This is a genomic window from Rhizobium sp. NLR16a (assembly GCF_017948245.1).
Taxonomy (GTDB): Bacteria; Pseudomonadota; Alphaproteobacteria; order Rhizobiales; family Rhizobiaceae; genus Rhizobium.
Map to the genome: position 1 here is coordinate 2,147,135 of NZ_CP072865.1, position 18,015 is coordinate 2,165,149.

Below are 18,015 nucleotides of genomic sequence, written 5' to 3' on the forward strand. Positions count from 1 at the left end.
TCTCGCTATAGGTTGCGTTTTAAAACCATTTCGCCTTTGCCACGGATTGTTTCCGTCCTGTCATTTTCGCAGTGTACTCCTCGCCAAATCGTCCTAATGCTGAGGGGCCGGACGATGCATGATCTTTGAAGGAGAGCTTCCATGTCTTCCATTTTCGATGTCGGCCTGATGAGCCGCCGTTCCCTGCTCGGCGGCCTTGCCGCCACCTCCGCCCTGGTGCTGCTGCACCCATTCAGTGCGCGTGCCAGCGCCAACCAGGCGCATCTCCGTCTGATGGAAACGACGGACATTCACGTCAACGTCTTCCCCTATGACTATTATGCCGACAAGCCGAACGACACGATGGGTCTGGCGCGCACCGGGACGATCATCGACAATATCCGTGCGGAAGCCGTCAACTCGCTGCTGATCGACAATGGCGATGTGCTGCAGGGCAATCCGATGGGCGACTACATGGCCTATCAGCACGGCATGAAGGACGGCGACGTCCATCCCGTGATCAAGGCGATGAACACGCTCGGCTATACCGTCGGCACGCTCGGGAATCACGAGTTCAACTACGGCCTCGACTTCATGTTCAAGGTGCTGTCGGGCGCCAACTTCCCCTTCGTCTGCGCCAACCTGACCAAAGGCCAGCTCGCCTCGGACCCCAAGCGGGACGACCTCTTCTTCAAGCCTTACGTCATCGTGGAAAAGCAGATCAAGGACGGTGCCGGCAAGGAAAGCCCGGTCAAGATCGGCTTCATCGGTTTCGTACCGCCGCAGATCATGCTCTGGGACATCAAGAACCTTGAAGGCAAGGCGCAGACGCGCGACATCGTCGAGGCCGCCAAGGCCTGGGTCCCCGCGATGAAGGAAGCCGGCGCCGATATCGTCATCGCGCTTTCCCATTCCGGCATCGACGGCAGCGCGCCGTCCGAAAAGATGGAAAACGCCTCACTGCATCTGGCCGCCGTCGACGGGATCGACGCGATCTTCACCGGTCACCAGCATCTCGTCTTCCCCGGCCCGAAGAGCTGGGACGGCGTCGCCAATGCCGACCCGGTCAAGGGCACACTGCATGGCAAGCCCGCCGTGATGGCAGGCTTCTGGGGCTCGCATCTCGGCCTTATCGACCTGCTGCTCGAAAAGGACGGCAACAGCTGGAAGATCGTCGATTTCACCTCGGAAGCACGGCCGATCTATCATCGCGACGACAAGAAGAAAGTCGTCGCCGATTACGCCGACAAGAAAGAGGTGGTCGAGGCGGCCAAATCAGAGCATGCGGCGACGCTCGCCTATGTCCGCACGCCCGTCGGCAAGACCTCCGCGCCGCTCTACTCCTATTTCGCGCTCGTCGCCGACGATCCTTCCGTGCAGGTCGTCAGCCAGGCGCAGACCTGGTACATCAAGCAGATGCTCGCCGACACTGAATTCAAGGATCTGCCGGTGCTTTCGGCCGCGGCTCCCTTCAAGGCCGGCGGTCGAGGCGGCGCGGATTATTATACCGACGTTCCGGCCGGCGATATCGCCATCAAGAACGTCGCCGACCTCTACCTCTATCCGAACACGGTGCAGGCTGTCGCCATCACCGGCGCGCAGGTGAAGAACTGGCTCGAAATGTCTGCCGGCATGTTCAATCACATCGAAGCCGGCTCGAAGGATGCGGCTCTGCTCAACAAAGACTTCCCGTCCTATAACTTCGACGTCATCGACGGGGTGACCTACCAGATCGACCTGTCGCAGCCGCCGAAGTATGATTCATCCGGCAAGACGATCAATCCGGACTCCAATCGCATCCAGAATCTCGCCTTCGATGGCAAGCCGATCGATCCGGCTCAGAAGTTCGTCGTCGTCACCAACAATTACCGCGCCGGCGGCGGCGGCAGTTTCCCCGAGATTGCAGCGGACAAGGTGATCTTCCAGGCACCTGATACCAATCGCGACGTCATCGTCCGCTATGTCCACGACCAGGGTACGATCAATCCGTCGGCCGATGCGAACTGGACCTTCAAGCCGCTACCAGGAACGACCGTCACCTTCGAAAGCGGTCCCAAGGCAAAACAGTTCCTCGCCGCGGTCAAGAGCGTCAAGATCGAGGATGCCGGCGACGGTGCCGACGGCTTCTCGAAGTTCCGGCTGGTTCTCTAAGGGCAGAATCTGGAGGAAGGCGCGGGAACCGCGCCTTCCTCATTCGGCCGCGAGCGGCACGACAGGTTCCCGCAATTCGGCAATCCGGGCGTGCAAGTCCGCCTGGCTCGGGCAACGCGTAAGCCGCGAGCGGAAGGCATCGATCATCCAGGTGGCCGCCGGCCCCGGCGGATTGGCGAGCCGGCGCATCGAATAGATGGCGTACTCCCCCTGCTCATAAGCATCCAGATCGAGATGGACGAGCGTGCCGCTCAGGAGATCGTCATGGATCAGGGACGCTGGAAGGCCGCCCCAGCCGAGGCCGCTCTTGATGAGCTGATGCTTCGTGGCGATATCGCTGACGCGCCATGTCTTGTAGGACAGGACGTTGAAATCGCGCCCCTTCGTCCGACCCGACGCATCGGTGACGACGAGTTGCACCTCCTCGCGGACATCACCGAGGGTCAGCGGCCGATCGAGTTCGGCCAGCGGGTGGTTGCGCGCGGCGACGGGCATCATGAAGGAGTGACCGATCCGCTCCGTGACGACCGAATCGTCCTGCTTCAGGACTGCTCCGCCAATTCCGATCGTCGCCTTGCCGCTCAGAACGAGATCCATGACCATTCCGAGTTCACCGACGTTGAGGTTCATGGAAACGGACGGGAACATCTCACGGAATTCGTGGAGGACATCCACCACAGCCTTCGACGGCACCATGACGCTGATGGCCACGGATACCTCCGCTTCGAGTCCTTCCTTCAGGCTCTTGACGCGCGCCCGCATGACCTGCAGGTCGCCGAGAATTCGTCGCGCATCCTCCAGCATCGCCTTGCCCGCTTCCGTCAGCTTCGGCTGGCGCGCCCCGGAGCGCTCGAAAAGCGGCATCTCGAGCTGTGCCTCGAGATTGGCGATCGTATAGCTGACGACCGACTGTGCGCGATTCAGCGCGCGCGAAGCGGCCGAAAAGCTGCCGGTCTCGGCAACGGTCAGAAACACCTGCAATTGGTCCAGAGTCGGGTTCGGAAGCATCTTCCATCCATTCCATCGATAGTTTCGATCGACATTATCTCCGTTTTTTCGATAGCAGGCCAGACTTATTTTCCTGTTCGACACCGCGGCTCACCTCCCTGCAACGAGCCGTTCCGTTCAATTCGAAAGGAAATGATCCATGTCGTCCATTCTTCTTCTGACGTCCAGCCCGCGTGCCGAATCGCTCTCGACGCCGATCGCCGCCGATCTCGCCGAGAAGCTGAAAAACCAGAAACCGGGCAGCGTCGTCGTCCGCCGCGACCTTGCCGCCACCCCGCTGCCGCATATCGACGACCTCTTCACCGGCGCGATCCGCAAGCCGGCGGAAGCCCGCACCGCCGAAGAGATCGCAGCCATCAAGACCTCCGACGAACTGGTCGCCGAACTGTTTGCCGCCGACACGATCGTCATCAGCACCGGCCTGATCAACTTCAACATCTATTCGTCGCTGAAGACCTGGATCGACAATGTCGCCCGCGCCGGCGTGACCTTCAAGTATACGGAAAGCGGCCCGGTCGGCCTCGTAACCGGTAAGAAGGTCTATGTGGTACTTGCTTCCGGCGGCGTCTATTCGCAGGGACCGGCCGCTCCCCTGAACCATGCCGTGCCTTACCTGAAATCGGTTCTCGGCTTCCTCGGTATCACCGATATCGAAACCATCTATGTCGAAGGCCTGGCTTTTGGCCCGGAAGCCGCTGAAAAGGCCATCGGCGCCGCCAAGTCGCGCGTCGAGGAAATCGCACTCGCCGCATGATCGGCTTTCGAAGCCTCCATCGAACGGCCGGCACCTGCCGGCCGTTCGTCATTTGTCGATATCGGCGACGAAATCCCGGATCGTCTCCAGGATTTCGCCCGAAAGAGCCTCATCCGAGGAAACCCTGGCAAGGCCGACGCCGCCTGCCATCATCGCGAAAGCCATGATTGCCTTTCGCCGTCTTTCCGCTTCATTTGCTCCCGTGGCCTTGCTCGCCAAAGCCTCGAAATTGCGTTCGAGCCGCTCCGTCGCAATGCGCCGCGCCTTCTCGCCGCTGCGGGACAGATCCGAGGTCAGTGCGGCAAAAGGGCAGCCATCGCCGGGGTTGTCGCGATGATAGGCGCTGACATAACGATCGGCGATATCCGCCGCGGTCATCTCTGCCGGGTTCACTCCTTCGGCCTCAAGCCCGCGTCCCCATGAATCGAAGGCGAACTGGACTGCCTCGGCGACGAGATCGTCGCGGGAGGCGAAGTGCTTGTAGAAGCCGCCGACAGTCAGCCCGGCTTCCTTCATCAGGTCGGCGACGCCGATACCGTCAAGCCCCTCCTCGCGCAGCCGCTTCGAAGCGGTCTCGACGATCTTCTCGTGCGTCTTCTGTTTTTCCAGTTGCGAACGTCCCATCGAATTCTCCCCGTATTACGTCTTGACTTACATGGATTACAATCATAATCCTTGTAGCTAACGATTATAATCCAGATCGTTGTCATTTCCAAGAGGAGCATGCATCATGCGTCTAAGAAACAAGGTCGCCCTCATCACCGGGGGCAACAGCGGTATCGGTCTTGCAACCGCCAAGGTGTTCATCGATGAGGGTGCCAAGGTGGTGATCACCGGCCGCAACCCGGAAACGCTTGCCGCCGCCGAAAAGGCGCTTGGGGCCGGCGTGCTGGCGCTGAAGGTCGATGTCACCGATGCCGCCGCCACCGAGAAGGCTTTTGCGGAGGCTGCCGCAAAGGTCGGCAAGTTCGACATCGTCTTCGCCAATGCCGGCATCGGCGGCGCAACACCGCTCGGTGACACCTCGCCGGAGCAGTTCAATCGGATCATCAGCACCAATCTGACGGCAGTGTTCTTCACCGTGCAATCGGCCCTGCCGCATCTCAACGACAGCGGCTCGGTCATTCTCAACGGCTCGGTGCATGCCGTGCTCGGCGCTCCCGGCTGGTCGGCCTATGCGGCCACCAAGGCTGCGGTGCGCGCGATGACGCGCAATATGGCGTCGGAACTCGCGCCGCGCGGCATCCGTGTCAACCAGGTGACTCCTGGCGGCACGAAGACACCGATCTGGTCGCCGATGGCACCCACAGAAGATGCGATGTCGGCGCTCGAGGCTCGCATGGGCGGCCTGAGCCCGCTCGGCCGCATGAGCGAAGCCGACGAAATCGCCAAGGCGGCGCTCTATCTGGCATCGGACGATTCCGCCAATGTCACCGGCATCGAGATCACCGTCGACGGCGGCATGACGAGCGCACCCTCCGGGGCCAAGATCTTCCGCGCCGCCTGACTGAAGTGGGGGTTGGCAACACCTGCCCAGCCCCCGCTCCCTGCGCATCTGCGGGATTGTTGGCCGAAACGGACCAACTGATCGACCGGCCGGCCTGGCCGTAGAGCCTGGCTACGACGCGCGCCGGCCGGTCGACCATCCCACTCCGTTTGGATCAACAGAATGATTCAATCTAATCAGGAAAGGCTCTAACTCGGTTGCATCATACCGGAGCGGCCGACGACGCAGTTGCGGCCGCTTTTCTTTGCCGCGTAGAGCCTGCCGTCGGCGGCGGTGAGCACCGTCGTAAAGCTGATGCCGTCCTCGTCAGCTGTGGCAACGCCGATGCTGACCGTCACCGGCTTGTTATCCGGTGTTTTGACGCTGGTCTCGATCGTCCAGCGCAGGCGGTCGGCAAGGAGCAGCCCTTCTTCGTGGCTTGTGCCGGGGCAGACGGCGACGAATTCCTCGCCGCCGAAGCGGAAGATGCGGTCGCTTGATCGCAGTGTCGTGCCGAGCCGGGCGGCGATCGCCTTCAGCACCTCGTCGCCCTGAAGATGGCCATGACCGTCGTTGACATCCTTGAAGTGATCGGCGTCGATAATGAGGACGGTGGCAAACAGCCCCTGCCTCAGGGCCTCCCGCAGCATCAGCGGCGCTTCGAGTTCCATGCGCGTGCGGTCATAAACGCCGGTGAGCATATCGCGGCCGGTGCGCTCCAGAAGATCGTTATAGCGCTCGCGAAAGGTGAGATCACCAAAGACGTCGCTGATGGAGCGCGCGGCGGCGTCGGCGCCAAGGCGGCGGATTCGATATTCATAGACGGCAAACATCGCCCCATAGAGGCAGACGGAGAGCATTTTCGCCTTCCAGCCACCCCAGAATACGGCGACCGGAACGTCGAGGAAATAGTGAAGCGCGGCAAAGAAGCCAACCTGGTCGAAAGTCAGCAGCACAAAGCCGGAGATCATGAAACGCAGAACGACACGCCTGCGGAAGAAATCGCCGAGTTTTTCATAGAGCAGAATGATGCCGAGCGAATCGACGTAGAGCAGCGCCGTGCCCCAGATCATCAGCCAACCCATCTCCTTCAGGAAATCGACATCGGGCGTGTGGTTCGACGACAGCTGCAGCGGCTGGTGCAACTGCAGCACCCAGGCGATGCCGACGGTCAGCAGATTGCCGAGAAACAAGCCGTAGATCGGCTGGCGCACCGTCGCGGCATCCTCCCACAGATACAGCATCAGGATCATCATCAGCTTGCCGGAGAAGAAGACCGAAGACCCCGGGGACACGTCGCCGAACGGCAGCGAGACGTAAAAGACCGCCGCTAGGTAGGTCTCCATGAAATGCATGACGCCGAGCGCCGTCAAAAAAACCCCGAGGCCGAGCCGATGGCGGAAATGCAGAAGCGTCACCATCAGCACGAAATAGGCAATGGCTTCGACGACGAAGAGCGCGAGGTTGATAGTCTCCATCACGGCACCGCGGCGTCCGGGAGGCGCCTTCGCGGCCGGGCGGGCGCTGCGATAACGGCAGCGGATCCCTTGATCGATCGTCTGAAAAATTGAAGCACAAGAGCGGCCCTGCAAATCCTGCAAGCGATAGCTTTCGCCGCAATCCTTTAAGATTGCGTGTGCAAGATCACATGACCGGGATCAGAACCAGAACTTGAAAAGCAAGAAAACTCCCCCGGCCGGGATTCGGGTTTCAGACCTGACGGATCTTCTCGCCATCGCTGAAGAGTGACGAACCATGCTGATCGATAATCTGCTGCGCCTTGCGCACCGTGCATTCGATCGCATCGTCGGAGGAGGAAAACATATCGGCACGGATGAAATTGCGCACCAGCACCTCGTCGCCGACCTTCTTTTCGATGCGGCCGGCCAGACGATACTGGCTGCCTTCCTTGCGCGGCTCCGCATAAATCGTGCAATCGCCGTAAAGCTGCGGCTCGCCGGACGGGCCTGCCGCCTGCGAGGCTGGTTTAGCCCCGCCGGAGAACATCGAAAAGAGATTTGAAAAGAATGAAGCCATGACGCGTCTCTAGCACGGCGGCCTTGCGATCGCCAAGTCAAATGATCAAGTTAGCGAGGATCTCGTTCTCGGTGATATCCTCGTAACCCATGCCGGAAGCTTCGAAATTCGCAATCAGCCGGGCGAAGTTCTCAGGCGCCTTGGTTTCGATGCCGATCAGGATCGAGCCGAAGTTGCGCGCCGATTTTTTCAGATATTCGAAGCGGGCGATATCGTCGTCGGGGCCGAGCAGATTGAGAAAATCCCTGAGCGCCCCGGGGCGCTGGGCGAGCCGCAGGATGAAGTATTTCTTCAGCCCTGCGTAACGCATGGCTCTTTCCTTTACGTCAGGCAGGCGCTCGAAATCGAAATTGCCGCCGGAGACAACGGCGACGATGCTCTTGCCGCGGATTGCCTGGGCGTCCATCGCAGCGACCGCCGTCAGCGACAGGGCGCCGGCCGGCTCCAGTACGACGCCCTCCACGTTCAGCATCTCCTGGATGGTGACGCAGATGGCGTTTTCCGACATCAGTTGCACTTGGCTTGCCGGGAAATCACGAAGGGCGGCGAAATTCAGGTCGCCGATGCGGGCGACCGCTGCGCCGTCGACAAAGTTGTCGACCTTGGCAAGCGTCGTCACCTTGCCTGCCTCAATGCTGCGCCTGAGGCTCGGCGCGCCGGCCGGTTCGGCGAAGACGAAGGCCGATTTCTGCACGATGCCGTCGAGATAACCGGTGATGCCGGCGGCCAGTCCGCCGCCGCCGACCGGCAGAATCACCATGTCAGGCACCGTTCCCTCGGGCAGCTGCTGCATGATCTCGGCAGCGACCGTCGCCTGCCCCTCGATGATATCGGCATGGTCGAAGGGCGGCACCATGACGCCGCCGACCGCCTCGACATGCTCGCGCGCCGCCTGATAGCACTGGTCGAAAAAGTCGCCGAACAGCCGGATGGTGATGAATTCAGCGCCGAACATGCGAGTCTTGTCGATTTTCTGCTGCGGCGTCGTCACCGGCATGAAGACGACGCCCGGCACGCCGAAATGACGGCAGACATAGGCAAAGCCCTGGGCGTGGTTGCCGGCCGAGGCGCAGACGAAGGTCTTGCCGGCCGCCCCCTGCCCGATCGCCTTGCGGAAGAAGTTGAAGGCGCCGCGGATCTTGTAGGAGCGCACCGGCGACAGATCCTCGCGCTTCAGCCATATGTCGGCGCCGTAGCGGGCCGAGAGATGGTCATTGAGCTGCAGCGGCGTTGCCGGAAAGAGGCTGCGCATTGCCTCTTCGGCGCTTTCGACTTCAAGTCTCGTCACGGGCGTGGTCCGTTCTCATGATTGGTCACCGCCGCTATGGCACAGGCCGGCGGCCAAAGGAAAGGGTTCACTGATCGGCCGGCCCAGCCCATAGAGCCTTTCTTAAGCCAATCGCAAAATCGGCGGCAGATGAACTGATTTTAACTGTCAATGAAAAGGCCTGCCACTTATATGGAGCGATGATGATCTTCAAATTCGCAAGACCGCTCGCCTGGCTGCTGCTCGCCCTCATCCTGTTTGTCACGGTTTCGCCGATCGGGCTGAGACCGAATACGGTGACGACGGTCGATGCGGACCGCGGCACCGCCTATGTTCTGCTCGGCCTCTCCTTTGCTCTCGCCTATCCGAAGCAGTGGAAACTGGTGGCCGTGCTGCTGATCGTTGGGGCGGTCGCCATCGAATATCTGCAGTATTTCGCGCCGACCCGCCATCCGCGCCTGCATGACGCGGGCATCAAGGCCATGGGCGCCGCCCTCGGCCTCGTTGCCGGCTGGGTGATCAACAGATGGCGCGAGAGCAGAGCTCCAAGCGGCCTGCCTTTCACAGAACGCTAATTATTGCGAATCAGAAACCCGGCAAATCCATTGCCCAGAAAAACAGCGGTATCGCAGCCACAGCAGTTGCAAGAACAAATGCGACACTCGTCTTGAAGATCCGGACGCGCCGAACCCTGGTCCCGCTCCAATCGTAAACCATCGTCTTACTCCCACAAGACAACACTTACTCGCCGCGGCGCAATCCTTGCACCGAAAATGTCATTGTCAAGCAACAACGCGCTTTTTTGCGCGCAATATACAGGCATATTCAAACAGGATTATAAAGATTGTTGCAGCGAACCGGGGCATTATCGAACCAGTCCGCCTTCGTTCCCGACGGAACTACGGCGCGACAGCCTTCGCTTGGCTGCTCTCTTCGGCTCGCCGAGCCGAAGCTCACAGAGCGTAGGCTGGTGCGGGCGACGGGGATCGAACCCGTATAGCCTAAGGCCGAGGGATTTTAAGTCCCTTGCGTCTACCAGTTTCGCCACGCCCGCTTGCGGCGTTTTCAATATCTCGCGTCACCGACTATGGGAAGAGCCGTGGGGCGTAAAAATAAGATCAGCTCTGCCGGCCCCGGAATGAATGAGCAGGCATTTCAGCGCGAAAGAGACGCATCGGTCGGTGCCAAAGAGCATGATATCGTCGGAAAACCGCTCACACTTTTCCGCATCACGCGCGAGTGTTTGCAAAGCGGCCCGAGGGCGCTACCTATTGACCAGCCTCACATCACGGAACATCCCATGAGCCATGACACCGTCGTCACCGCCGCCATGCTCGCCATCGGCGACGAACTCCTTTCCGGCCGCACCAAGGACAAGAATATCGGCCACCTCGCCGATCTGCTCACCCTGTCAGGCATCGATCTCAAGGAAGTGCGCATCGTCGCCGACGACGAGGAGGCGATCGTCGAGGCGCTGAATGCGCTTCGCCCTCGATATGATTACGTCTTCACCTCGGGCGGGATCGGGCCGACGCATGACGACATCACCGCCGATGCAATCGCCAAGGCTTTCGGCCTGCCCTGCGAATATGACGAAGCGGCAATGACCCTGCTGGCCGATATGTACCGTCGCCGCGAGATGGACTTCACCGAGGCGCGCCAGCGCATGGCGCGCATGCCGCGGGGTGCCGTTCATATCCCCAATCCGGTGTCGACGGCGCCGGGCTTCATCATCGGCAATGTCTATGTCATGGCCGGCGTGCCGCAGGTCTTTCAGGCCATGGTCGACAATGTGCTGCCGACGCTTCGCACCGGCACGCCGCTGCTCTCGCTCGCCATCGCCTGCCCTTACGGCGAGGGTGATATCGGCACCCCGCTTGCCGCGATCCAGAAAGCGCATCCGGACACCAGCATCGGTTCCTACCCACGTTATCTCGGCCAGAAATTCTCGACCGAGATCGTCGTGCGCGGCCGCTCGCAACCGGCAATCGATGCAGCCGGCGCCGAGGTGCATGCGATGATCGACGCCATCGGCCGGAACAAGGCGATCGCAAAAAACCATTCTGCCGAGGCTTGAGGGACTGGACTTGATTCCCGTCATGGAACGGGAGAACGGTCCGGTGCATTCCGTCCCTCGCGCACGTCATTTCAGCGCAAGGAGAATTGATATGTCCTACAAAACCATCCTCGCCATTCTCGATACGGCAGACAATAGCGCCGTCGTTGCCGATTTCGCCTTTGCGATTGCCGCAGAAAGCGGTGCTCACGTGATCGGCCTGCATGCCGAAACCATCTCGGCCGTGCCGCTGGTGGCGCCGATGGAAATTCCCGATCCCGTCGCGGTGCAGGCGCTGCAGGATATGGCGCATGGTGAAACGGTCGCCGTCGAGCGCATCTTTCAGGCGAAAGCGCAGGCCGCCGGCGCCTCCTCGGAATGGCGCAGCTTTGCCACCTCCACCGGTTACGGTTCCGCACCGCTGATCGAAAGCGCCCGCAGCGCCGATCTTCTGATCGCATCGCAGGCCGACCCGGACAATCCCTCCGACAGCCATGTCGACGTCGACAGCTTCCTCTTCGAAACCGGGCGACCGGTGCTGATGATCCCTTACGTTATCCGCCAGCCGAGGCCGATCAAGCGCGTGCTGATCGCCTGGAATGGCTCGAAGGAGGCGGCGCGCGCGACCTTCGATGCGCTGCCCTTCCTGAAAGCGGCCGAGGAGGTGGAGATTTTTTCGGTCGACCCGGCCGATACCGCCCTGCAGTCGCCGCTCACATCAGGCGCCGAGATCGCCGCTGCACTTGCCCGCCATGGCGTGAAGACGACGCTTGCGACGGGCCACAGCGTCGACAGGAATGCCTCGAATGTCATCGAAAACCGGCTGTCGGACAGCAGCATCGACCTTCTCGTCATGGGCGCCTATACCCATTCCCGGCTCTGGCAGGCGATCTTCGGCGGCACGACGAAGAGCCTGCTGCAATCGATGACGGCGCTGACGCTGTTGTCGCGATGAGCGGCTGCTCTTGCGTTTTACCGGCAAATCCCGCTAATTGCTGCCACCGATGAAGGCTTCCAGCCCCGGCCACGCCTCGCGCAGTAGCACGTGCGATCTCGCGCGGCAGCTCGCGATCTCGCGCAGTTCCGGCTGCGCGATTTGCGTTTTGCCGCTGAAGCCGTCCGGTCGCCGACAAACGGCGTGTCCTCTCAATCATGCCGCGGAGCAGCCCTATGTCCCTTCCCGATAAAGCCTTTCCCGTTTCCTGGGATCAGTTCCACCGCGATGCGCGCGCACTTGCCTGGCGGCTTGCCGGCCTCGATCAGGCCTTCAAGGCGATCGTCTGCATCACCCGCGGCGGCCTCGTTCCGGCCGCAATCATCTCGCGCGAACTGAACATCCGGCTGATCGAGACCGTCTGCATCGCCTCCTACCACGACTATGTGAACCAGGGCGACATGGTGCTCCTCAAGGGAATTGCGCCGGAGCTTACCGAAAACGGCGGCGAAGGCGTGCTCGTGGTCGACGATCTGACGGATACCGGCAAAACAGCCGCACAGGTGCGCACCATGCTGCCGAAGGCGCATTTCGCCTGCGTCTATGCCAAGCCGAAGGGCGTGCCGACCGTCGACACCTTCATCACCGAGGTCAGCCAGGACACCTGGATCTATTTCCCCTGGGACATGGGCTTCACTTATCAGGAACCGATCGCCAAGGGCGCGCGCTAACCGCCGCTATCCGGAGTGCGCCGGCATTCTCGGCGCACTTCGACAGCGCTCGCCGGCTCAGCGAATCGGCATGCGCATTTGTGCCGGAAATGCCATCACAAGATTTGCCGCAGGACGCTTTTTTGCTGCTACGAGATTTTCCTTAGCCGGCGACACCCGCAAGTCCTTGTATTTTCAGCACTCCCCGACTTTCCCCAATCTCCACAGGCGCATCCACAAGATGTTGTGGTTACCATTCAATTAAAAACCAGCCCTTGACGGAATCAGCTGTTTCAAACTTTATTGTTCGTGATGTTGCGGCGGCGACAGGACCGGAGGTTACGAGCCCGGTTCCCTTTGAAAAACAAGACGCAGATTGAGGGCATGCGCCGGAACCGGTTCAGGCCCGAGGGAATCTCTGCGCAGTTTTCAGCCTCCAAAAAAAGTGACATCGGGACTGGCGATAATAAGTTGTTAATACTATATTTAGTGTTTGCAGCCACCATCACCACAAGATACAGGAAAGCCATCTCCGGATGACACCCCTGTGACAATACGGAAACGAGACTGGCTGCACGACGACAATGTGCCGCCGGATAGGAAATTTGCGCCCAGGGGACGGGCGCCAACGCGAGGTCAAGACTATGCGCATCGAACGTCGTTTCACGAAGGCCGGCCAAGGCGCCTATGCGGATATCGAATTCCGCAAGGCGACGAGCGAGATCAAGAACCCGGATGGGTCGATCGTCTTCCGCCTCGAGAATATCGACGTTCCCGCGCAGTTCTCCCAGGTCGCGACCGATGTTCTGGCGCAGAAATATTTCCGCAAGGCCGGCGTTCCCACTCGTCTGAAGAAGGTCGAGGAAAACGACGTTCCTTCCTTCCTGTGGCGCTCCGTTCCCGATGATGCCGCGCTGAAGACCCTGCCCAAGGAGGAGCAAACCGGTTCCGAAATCGATGCGCGCCAGGTCTTCGACCGTCTCGCCGGCACCTGGACCTATTGGGGCTGGAAGGGCGGCTATTTCTCTTCGGAAGAAGATGCTGCCGCCTTCAAGGACGAGCTCGCCTATATGCTCGCCACCCAGCGCGTCGCCCCGAACTCGCCGCAGTGGTTCAACACCGGCCTGCACTGGGCCTATGGCATCGACGGCCCTGGCCAGGGTCACTTCTACGTCGACCCCTTCACCGGCAAGCTGACCAAGTCCAAGTCGGCCTACGAACATCCGCAGCCGCATGCCTGCTTCATCCAGTCGGTCGAAGACGACCTCGTCAACGAAGGCGGCATCATGGACCTTTGGGTGCGTGAAGCCCGCCTCTTCAAATACGGCTCCGGCACCGGCTCCAACTTCTCGATGCTGCGCGGCGAAGGCGAAAAGCTTTCCGGCGGCGGCCGCTCCTCCGGCCTGATGAGCTTCCTGAAGATCGGCGACCGCGCCGCCGGCGCCATCAAATCGGGCGGCACGACGCGCCGCGCCGCCAAGATGGTGGTCGTCGACATCGACCATCCCGATATCGAGGAATACATCAACTGGAAGGTCAAGGAAGAGCAGAAGGTCGCCGCTCTCGTCACTGGCTCGAAGATCGTCGCCAGGCACCTGAAGGCGATCATGAAGGCCTGCTTCAACTGCGAAGGCGGCGATAATGGCGATTGCTTCGATCCGGCCAAGAACCCTGCCCTCAAGCGCGAAATCCGCGCCGCCAAGAAGGACCAGGTTCCGGAAAACTACGTCCAGCGCGTCATCCAGTTCGCCCGCCAGGGCTACAAGGATCTCGAATTCAAGACCTACGACACGGATTGGGATTCGGAAGCCTACCTCACGGTATCCGGCCAGAACTCCAACAACTCCGTTTCGATCAAGGACGACTTCCTGCGTGCGGTCGAGGATGACGGCGAATGGAAGCTGACCGCCCGTAAGGACGGCCGGGTGATGAAGACGCTGAAGGCGCGCGACCTCTGGGAAACGATTTCCTATGCCGCCTGGGCTTCGGCCGATCCGGGCATCCACTTTAACACGACCATGAACGACTGGCACACCTCGCCGGCCGGCGGCCCGATCCGCGGCTCGAACCCGTGCTCGGAATACATGTTCCTCGACGACACGGCCTGCAACCTCGCCTCGCTGAACCTCTTGCAGTTCAAGGACAAGGCCACCAAGCGCATCAATATCGGCGACTATGAACATGCAGTTCGCCTGTGGACCGTCGTGCTCGAAATCTCGGTGATGATGGCGCAGTTCCCGTCGAAGCGCATTGCCGAACTCTCCTACGAATACCGCACGCTCGGCCTCGGCTACGCCAATATCGGCGGCCTGCTGATGTCGTCGGGCATTCCCTACGACTCCGCTGAAGCCCGTGCCATCGCCGGTTCGCTGACCGCAATCATGACCGGCATCTGCTATGCGACCTCGGCCGAAATCGCCGGCGAGCTCGGCCCCTTTCCGAATTTCGCGCCGAACCGCGAGAGCATGCTCAGGGTCATTCGCAATCATCGCCGCGCCGCTTATGGCGAAACCTCCGGCTATGAGGCGCTATCGATCGATCCGGTCGCGCTGATCCATTCGGAAAACCCCGACCAGGATCTTGTAGTCCATGCCAAATCGGCCTGGGACAAGGCGCTCGAACTCGGCGAAAAGCATGGCTACCGCAATGCACAGGTCTCGGTCATTGCGCCGACAGGCACGATCGGCCTCGTCATGGATTGCGACACCACCGGCATCGAGCCTGACTTCGCCCTCGTCAAGTTCAAGAAGCTCGCCGGCGGCGGCTACTTCAAGATCATCAACCGCGCCGTGCCGGAAGCGCTTCGCACGCTCGGTTATTCCGAAAGCCAGATCGCCGAGATCGAAGCCTATGCCGTCGGCCACGGCAACCTGAACCAGGCGCCGGCGATCAACCCGTCGACGCTGAAGGCCAAGGGCCTGACCGACGAGAAGGTGGAAGCCGTCAATGCCGCGCTGAAGAGCGCCTTTGACATCAAGTTCGTCTTCAACCAGTGGACGCTCGGCGCCGACTTCCTCAAGGAGACGCTGAAGGTTTCCGACGAGCAGCTCGCCGACATGAGCTTCAACCTGCTCGACCATATGGGCTTCTCGAAGAAGGACATCGAAGCCGCCAACATCCATGTCTGCGGCGCGATGACGCTGGAAGGCGCGCCCTTCCTCAAGGCCGAGCATTTGCCGGTCTTCGATTGCGCCAATCCCTGCGGCAAGATCGGCAAACGCTATCTCTCCGTCGAAAGCCATATCCGCATGATGGCGGCTGCCCAGCCCTTCATCTCCGGCGCGATTTCCAAGACGATCAACATGCCGAACGAGGCGACCGTCGAGGATTGCAAGAACGCCTATATGCTGTCCTGGAAGCTAGGCCTCAAGGCAAACGCCCTCTATCGCGACGGCTCCAAGCTGTCGCAGCCGCTCAATGCCTCGCTGATCGAAGACGAGGACGACGAGGATGCGCTGGAGGAACTGCTGCAGGCGCCCGTCGCCGCCCAGGCTGTGACGGTCACCGAGAAGATCATCGAGCGAGTGATCGAACGGGTTTCGCGCGAACGCGAGAAGCTGCCGAACCGCCGCCAGGGCTATACCCAGAAGGCCGCCGTCGGCGGACACAAGGTCTATCTCAGAACCGGCGAATTCGGCGACGGCCGCCTCGGCGAGATCTTCATCGACATGCACAAGGAAGGGGCTGCTTTCCGTGCGATGATGAACAACTTCGCCATCGCCATCTCGCTCGGTCTGCAATATGGCGTGCCGCTCGAGGAATATGTCGAGGCCTTCACCTTCACCAAGTTCGAGCCGGCCGGGATGGTCATCGGTAACGATGCGATCAAGAACGCCACCTCGATCCTCGACTATGTGTTCCGCGAACTCGCCGTCTCCTATCTCGGCCGCCATGATCTCGCCCATGTCGACACGTCCGACTTCTCGAACACGGCGCTTGGCAAGGGCATCCAGGAAGGCAAGACCAACCTGCTCTCCACCGGCTGGACCCGCGGCTACAAGCCGACGCTGGTCTCCGGCACCGGCGGCGAACGCCAGGCGGGCGAACCCAAGGGTGCTGCCACCGCAGCCCCTGCCCGCGCCGCCTCCACCGGCACCGTGACCGCCTTTGCAGGTGCCGCGGCCCGCAAGCTGGAGCCGACAGTTGCCGTCTCCACCTCCGAAATCGTCGCCTTCAAGCGCGACTACGAGGAACGCGCCAAGGAATTGGCCGAGGAGATCGCCGAAGAGATAAGCGAGGAAATCACCAGCGACGCCACCGCCCTCTTCTCCGACAAGGCGGCAGCTGACGCAGCGACGGCGAAGACCGAAGCCAAGAAGGTGGAAGCCGAACGCCGCCAGCGCTCAATTATGCAGGGCTATACCGGCAACATGTGCTCGGAGTGCCAGAACTTCACGATGGTGCGGAATGGGACGTGCGAGAAGTGCGACACGTGCGGCGCGACGAGCGGGTGCAGCTGAGCAGGCTTGCAGTTCTTCAGTGTCTGTTGAGAAATCGAAGCTAGTTCTGGCCAAAAGCCTCTGAAATTGGCCATTTCCGACAGAAGCAATGGCCAGCCCGTCTGGGCACTTAAAGTGCCCGGACGGTGGCCCGTTTTGCGAATTCGCAGCGAATAGCCTGCCTGCATAAGCCTGCCATCTGGGGTTTCGAAAAGGGTTGACGCCTGCTCGAAGACCTGCTGCGGTTCTCCTGGCATCGGAACTCAGGGCGACGTCCAGAGTTTCGTCAGCGAGGTCGAGCTTAATTCGATTTCGGACAAGACGCGTTCCAGGCTCGATCGCACACCGTCACGCCGAAACCCGCGGGATGCTCAAGTTTCGCAAAGGTGGGACGAAACGACTGACCTCCCTGTGACATCCGCCTAGTTTGCGAGCTGTATCGGAGGCCCTTCATGCTCCAGGAGTCAACACGCAACGAAGCTCTAACCGACGACATCGGCCTCGCGATAAAATGAAGCTGAACCCCATGCTGCCGAAACACCGCCTCATCCTTCTGCGCCATGCCAAATCCGCCTGGCCCGACGGTGTGGCCGACCGTGAACGGCCATTGGCGGATCGCGGGCGCAAGGCGGCATCCGTCATCGGCGCCTATATGGTGCGCGAAAAACTGATCCCCGATCTCGCCCTCGTCTCGCCGGCCCGCCGGGCGCAGGAAACCTGGAAGCTCGTCCGCGGGGCCATTTTGAAAAAGGTCGAACACGAGGCGGCGGATATCTACGAGGTGCCGGCCGAGCGCATGCTCGATGTGATCCGGGCCGTCGAACCTGGCATCCGCACGCTGCTCATCGTCGGCCACAATCCCGGCATGGAGAATGCGGCCTCGCTGATCGCGCCGGACGGCGATGCCGATGCCGTGAGATGCATGCGGGAGAAGTTCCCGACGGCAGGACTCGCCGTCATTGACCTCGATCTCGACGGATGGGACGAGATTGCGGCGGGCACCGGTTATCTCGAGCGGTTCGTAACGCCGAGATCCTTGGGATAACAAGGCCACTTTCCGATTTGAATTTAGTGGACATGGTGCACGGTTCCGATTCTGCCCGCGCCGGTCCGAACGGGCCGTCCACGGCAGAATGGTTCGACAGCGCCGACCTGGCCGGAGAAGCCGTTCTCGTCAACCAATTGGGATCGATT

14 protein-coding genes and 1 tRNA gene are annotated in these 18,015 nt (G+C 60.9%); 9 read left to right on the forward strand and 6 right to left on the reverse strand.

Annotated features, from left to right (window positions below):
• Positions 1-141: 141 nt before the first annotated feature.
• The gene (locus J7U39_RS10520) at positions 142-2,130 is read left to right on the forward strand and encodes a bifunctional 2',3'-cyclic-nucleotide 2'-phosphodiesterase/3'-nucleotidase (RefSeq protein ID WP_210628177.1); all 1,989 of its coding nucleotides are present in this window, start codon (positions 142-144) and stop codon (positions 2,128-2,130) included.
• A gap of 39 nt (positions 2,131-2,169) precedes the next feature.
• Here J7U39_RS10520 and J7U39_RS10525 read toward each other — a convergent pair whose 3' ends face one another.
• A complete protein-coding gene (locus J7U39_RS10525) occupies positions 2,170-3,138 on the reverse strand; it encodes a LysR family transcriptional regulator (RefSeq protein WP_210628178.1) in 969 nt (322 codons plus the stop codon).
• 139 nt (positions 3,139-3,277) lie between these two features.
• On the opposite strand from J7U39_RS10525, the gene J7U39_RS10530 reads away from it, so the two are divergent.
• Positions 3,278-3,892 carry an FMN-dependent NADH-azoreductase gene (locus J7U39_RS10530; RefSeq protein WP_064802027.1) on the forward strand — a complete coding sequence of 205 codons (615 nt, stop codon included), beginning with the start codon at positions 3,278-3,280 and terminating at the stop codon, positions 3,890-3,892.
• A gap of 48 nt (positions 3,893-3,940) precedes the next feature.
• Here the strand turns inward: J7U39_RS10530 and J7U39_RS10535 are convergent, their stop codons facing one another.
• Complete coding sequence (locus tag J7U39_RS10535) at positions 3,941-4,516, reverse strand: TetR/AcrR family transcriptional regulator (RefSeq protein ID WP_210628179.1); 576 nt, start codon at positions 4,514-4,516, stop codon at positions 3,941-3,943.
• A 106-nt stretch (positions 4,517-4,622) separates the two neighbouring features.
• Here J7U39_RS10535 and J7U39_RS10540 point away from each other — a divergent pair, with 106 nt between their 5' ends.
• A complete protein-coding gene (locus tag J7U39_RS10540) occupies positions 4,623-5,399 on the forward strand; it encodes an SDR family oxidoreductase (protein WP_210628180.1) in 777 nt (258 codons plus the stop codon).
• 188 nt (positions 5,400-5,587) lie between these two features.
• On the opposite strand, the gene J7U39_RS10545 is transcribed toward J7U39_RS10540, so the two are convergent.
• From J7U39_RS10545 to ilvA, 3 genes are all read right to left on the reverse strand, one after another.
• A complete protein-coding gene (locus J7U39_RS10545; protein ID WP_210628181.1) occupies positions 5,588-6,859 on the reverse strand; it encodes a GGDEF domain-containing protein in 1,272 nt (423 codons plus the stop codon).
• A gap of 229 nt (positions 6,860-7,088) precedes the next feature.
• Positions 7,089-7,415 carry an HlyU family transcriptional regulator gene (locus J7U39_RS10550; protein WP_210628182.1) on the reverse strand — a complete coding sequence of 109 codons (327 nt, stop codon included), beginning with the start codon at positions 7,413-7,415 and terminating at the stop codon, positions 7,089-7,091.
• Between the two features lie 37 nt (positions 7,416-7,452).
• Positions 7,453-8,703: a threonine ammonia-lyase gene (ilvA, locus tag J7U39_RS10555; protein ID WP_210628183.1), complete on the reverse strand. Its 1,251-nt coding sequence runs from the start codon at positions 8,701-8,703 to the stop codon at positions 7,453-7,455.
• A 179-nt stretch (positions 8,704-8,882) separates the two neighbouring features.
• Here ilvA and J7U39_RS10560 point away from each other — a divergent pair, with 179 nt between their 5' ends.
• The gene (locus J7U39_RS10560; RefSeq protein ID WP_210628184.1) at positions 8,883-9,257 is read left to right on the forward strand and encodes a VanZ family protein; all 375 of its coding nucleotides are present in this window, start codon (positions 8,883-8,885) and stop codon (positions 9,255-9,257) included.
• A 393-nt stretch (positions 9,258-9,650) separates the two neighbouring features.
• On the opposite strand, the gene J7U39_RS10565 is transcribed toward J7U39_RS10560, so the two are convergent.
• A tRNA-Leu gene (locus tag J7U39_RS10565) sits at positions 9,651-9,736 on the reverse strand.
• A 246-nt stretch (positions 9,737-9,982) separates the two neighbouring features.
• On the opposite strand from J7U39_RS10565, the gene J7U39_RS10570 reads away from it, so the two are divergent.
• From J7U39_RS10570 to J7U39_RS10590, 5 genes are all read left to right on the forward strand, one after another.
• A complete protein-coding gene (locus tag J7U39_RS10570; RefSeq protein WP_210628185.1) occupies positions 9,983-10,759 on the forward strand; it encodes a competence/damage-inducible protein A in 777 nt (258 codons plus the stop codon).
• A 91-nt stretch (positions 10,760-10,850) separates the two neighbouring features.
• The gene (locus J7U39_RS10575; RefSeq protein ID WP_210628186.1) at positions 10,851-11,693 is read left to right on the forward strand and encodes a universal stress protein; all 843 of its coding nucleotides are present in this window, start codon (positions 10,851-10,853) and stop codon (positions 11,691-11,693) included.
• 215 nt (positions 11,694-11,908) lie between these two features.
• Entirely contained in the window at positions 11,909-12,403 is a 495-nt protein-coding gene (gene gpt, locus J7U39_RS10580; protein ID WP_210628187.1) for a xanthine phosphoribosyltransferase, read from the forward strand.
• A gap of 623 nt (positions 12,404-13,026) precedes the next feature.
• Positions 13,027-16,842, forward strand: coding sequence for a vitamin B12-dependent ribonucleotide reductase (locus tag J7U39_RS10585; RefSeq protein ID WP_210628188.1), 3,816 nt, complete (start codon positions 13,027-13,029; stop codon positions 16,840-16,842).
• Positions 16,843-17,332: 490 nt separating this feature from the next.
• Positions 17,333-17,866 carry a histidine phosphatase family protein gene (locus J7U39_RS10590; RefSeq protein ID WP_210628189.1) on the forward strand — a complete coding sequence of 178 codons (534 nt, stop codon included), beginning with the start codon at positions 17,333-17,335 and terminating at the stop codon, positions 17,864-17,866.
• The last annotated feature ends 149 nt before the right edge of the window (positions 17,867-18,015 follow it).

Excerpts from the sequence above, each read along its gene's own strand:
- J7U39_RS10520 (WP_210628177.1), top strand. The coding sequence starts at position 142 with ATGTCTTCCATTTTCGATGTCGGCCTGATGAGCCGCCGTTCCCTGCTC.
- J7U39_RS10525 (WP_210628178.1), bottom strand. The coding sequence starts at position 3,138 with ATGCTTCCGAACCCGACTCTGGACCAATTGCAGGTGTTTCTGACCGTT.
- J7U39_RS10530 (WP_064802027.1), top strand. The coding sequence starts at position 3,278 with ATGTCGTCCATTCTTCTTCTGACGTCCAGCCCGCGTGCCGAATCGCTC.
- J7U39_RS10535 (WP_210628179.1), bottom strand. The coding sequence starts at position 4,516 with ATGGGACGTTCGCAACTGGAAAAACAGAAGACGCACGAGAAGATCGTC.
- J7U39_RS10540 (WP_210628180.1), top strand. The coding sequence starts at position 4,623 with ATGCGTCTAAGAAACAAGGTCGCCCTCATCACCGGGGGCAACAGCGGT.
- J7U39_RS10550 (WP_210628182.1), bottom strand. The coding sequence starts at position 7,415 with ATGGCTTCATTCTTTTCAAATCTCTTTTCGATGTTCTCCGGCGGGGCT.
- J7U39_RS10560 (WP_210628184.1), top strand. The coding sequence starts at position 8,883 with ATGATGATCTTCAAATTCGCAAGACCGCTCGCCTGGCTGCTGCTCGCC.
- J7U39_RS10570 (WP_210628185.1), top strand. The coding sequence starts at position 9,983 with ATGAGCCATGACACCGTCGTCACCGCCGCCATGCTCGCCATCGGCGAC.
- J7U39_RS10575 (WP_210628186.1), top strand. The coding sequence starts at position 10,851 with ATGTCCTACAAAACCATCCTCGCCATTCTCGATACGGCAGACAATAGC.
- gpt (WP_210628187.1), top strand. The coding sequence starts at position 11,909 with ATGTCCCTTCCCGATAAAGCCTTTCCCGTTTCCTGGGATCAGTTCCAC.
- J7U39_RS10585 (WP_210628188.1), top strand. The coding sequence starts at position 13,027 with ATGCGCATCGAACGTCGTTTCACGAAGGCCGGCCAAGGCGCCTATGCG.
- J7U39_RS10590 (WP_210628189.1), top strand. The coding sequence starts at position 17,333 with ATGAAGCTGAACCCCATGCTGCCGAAACACCGCCTCATCCTTCTGCGC.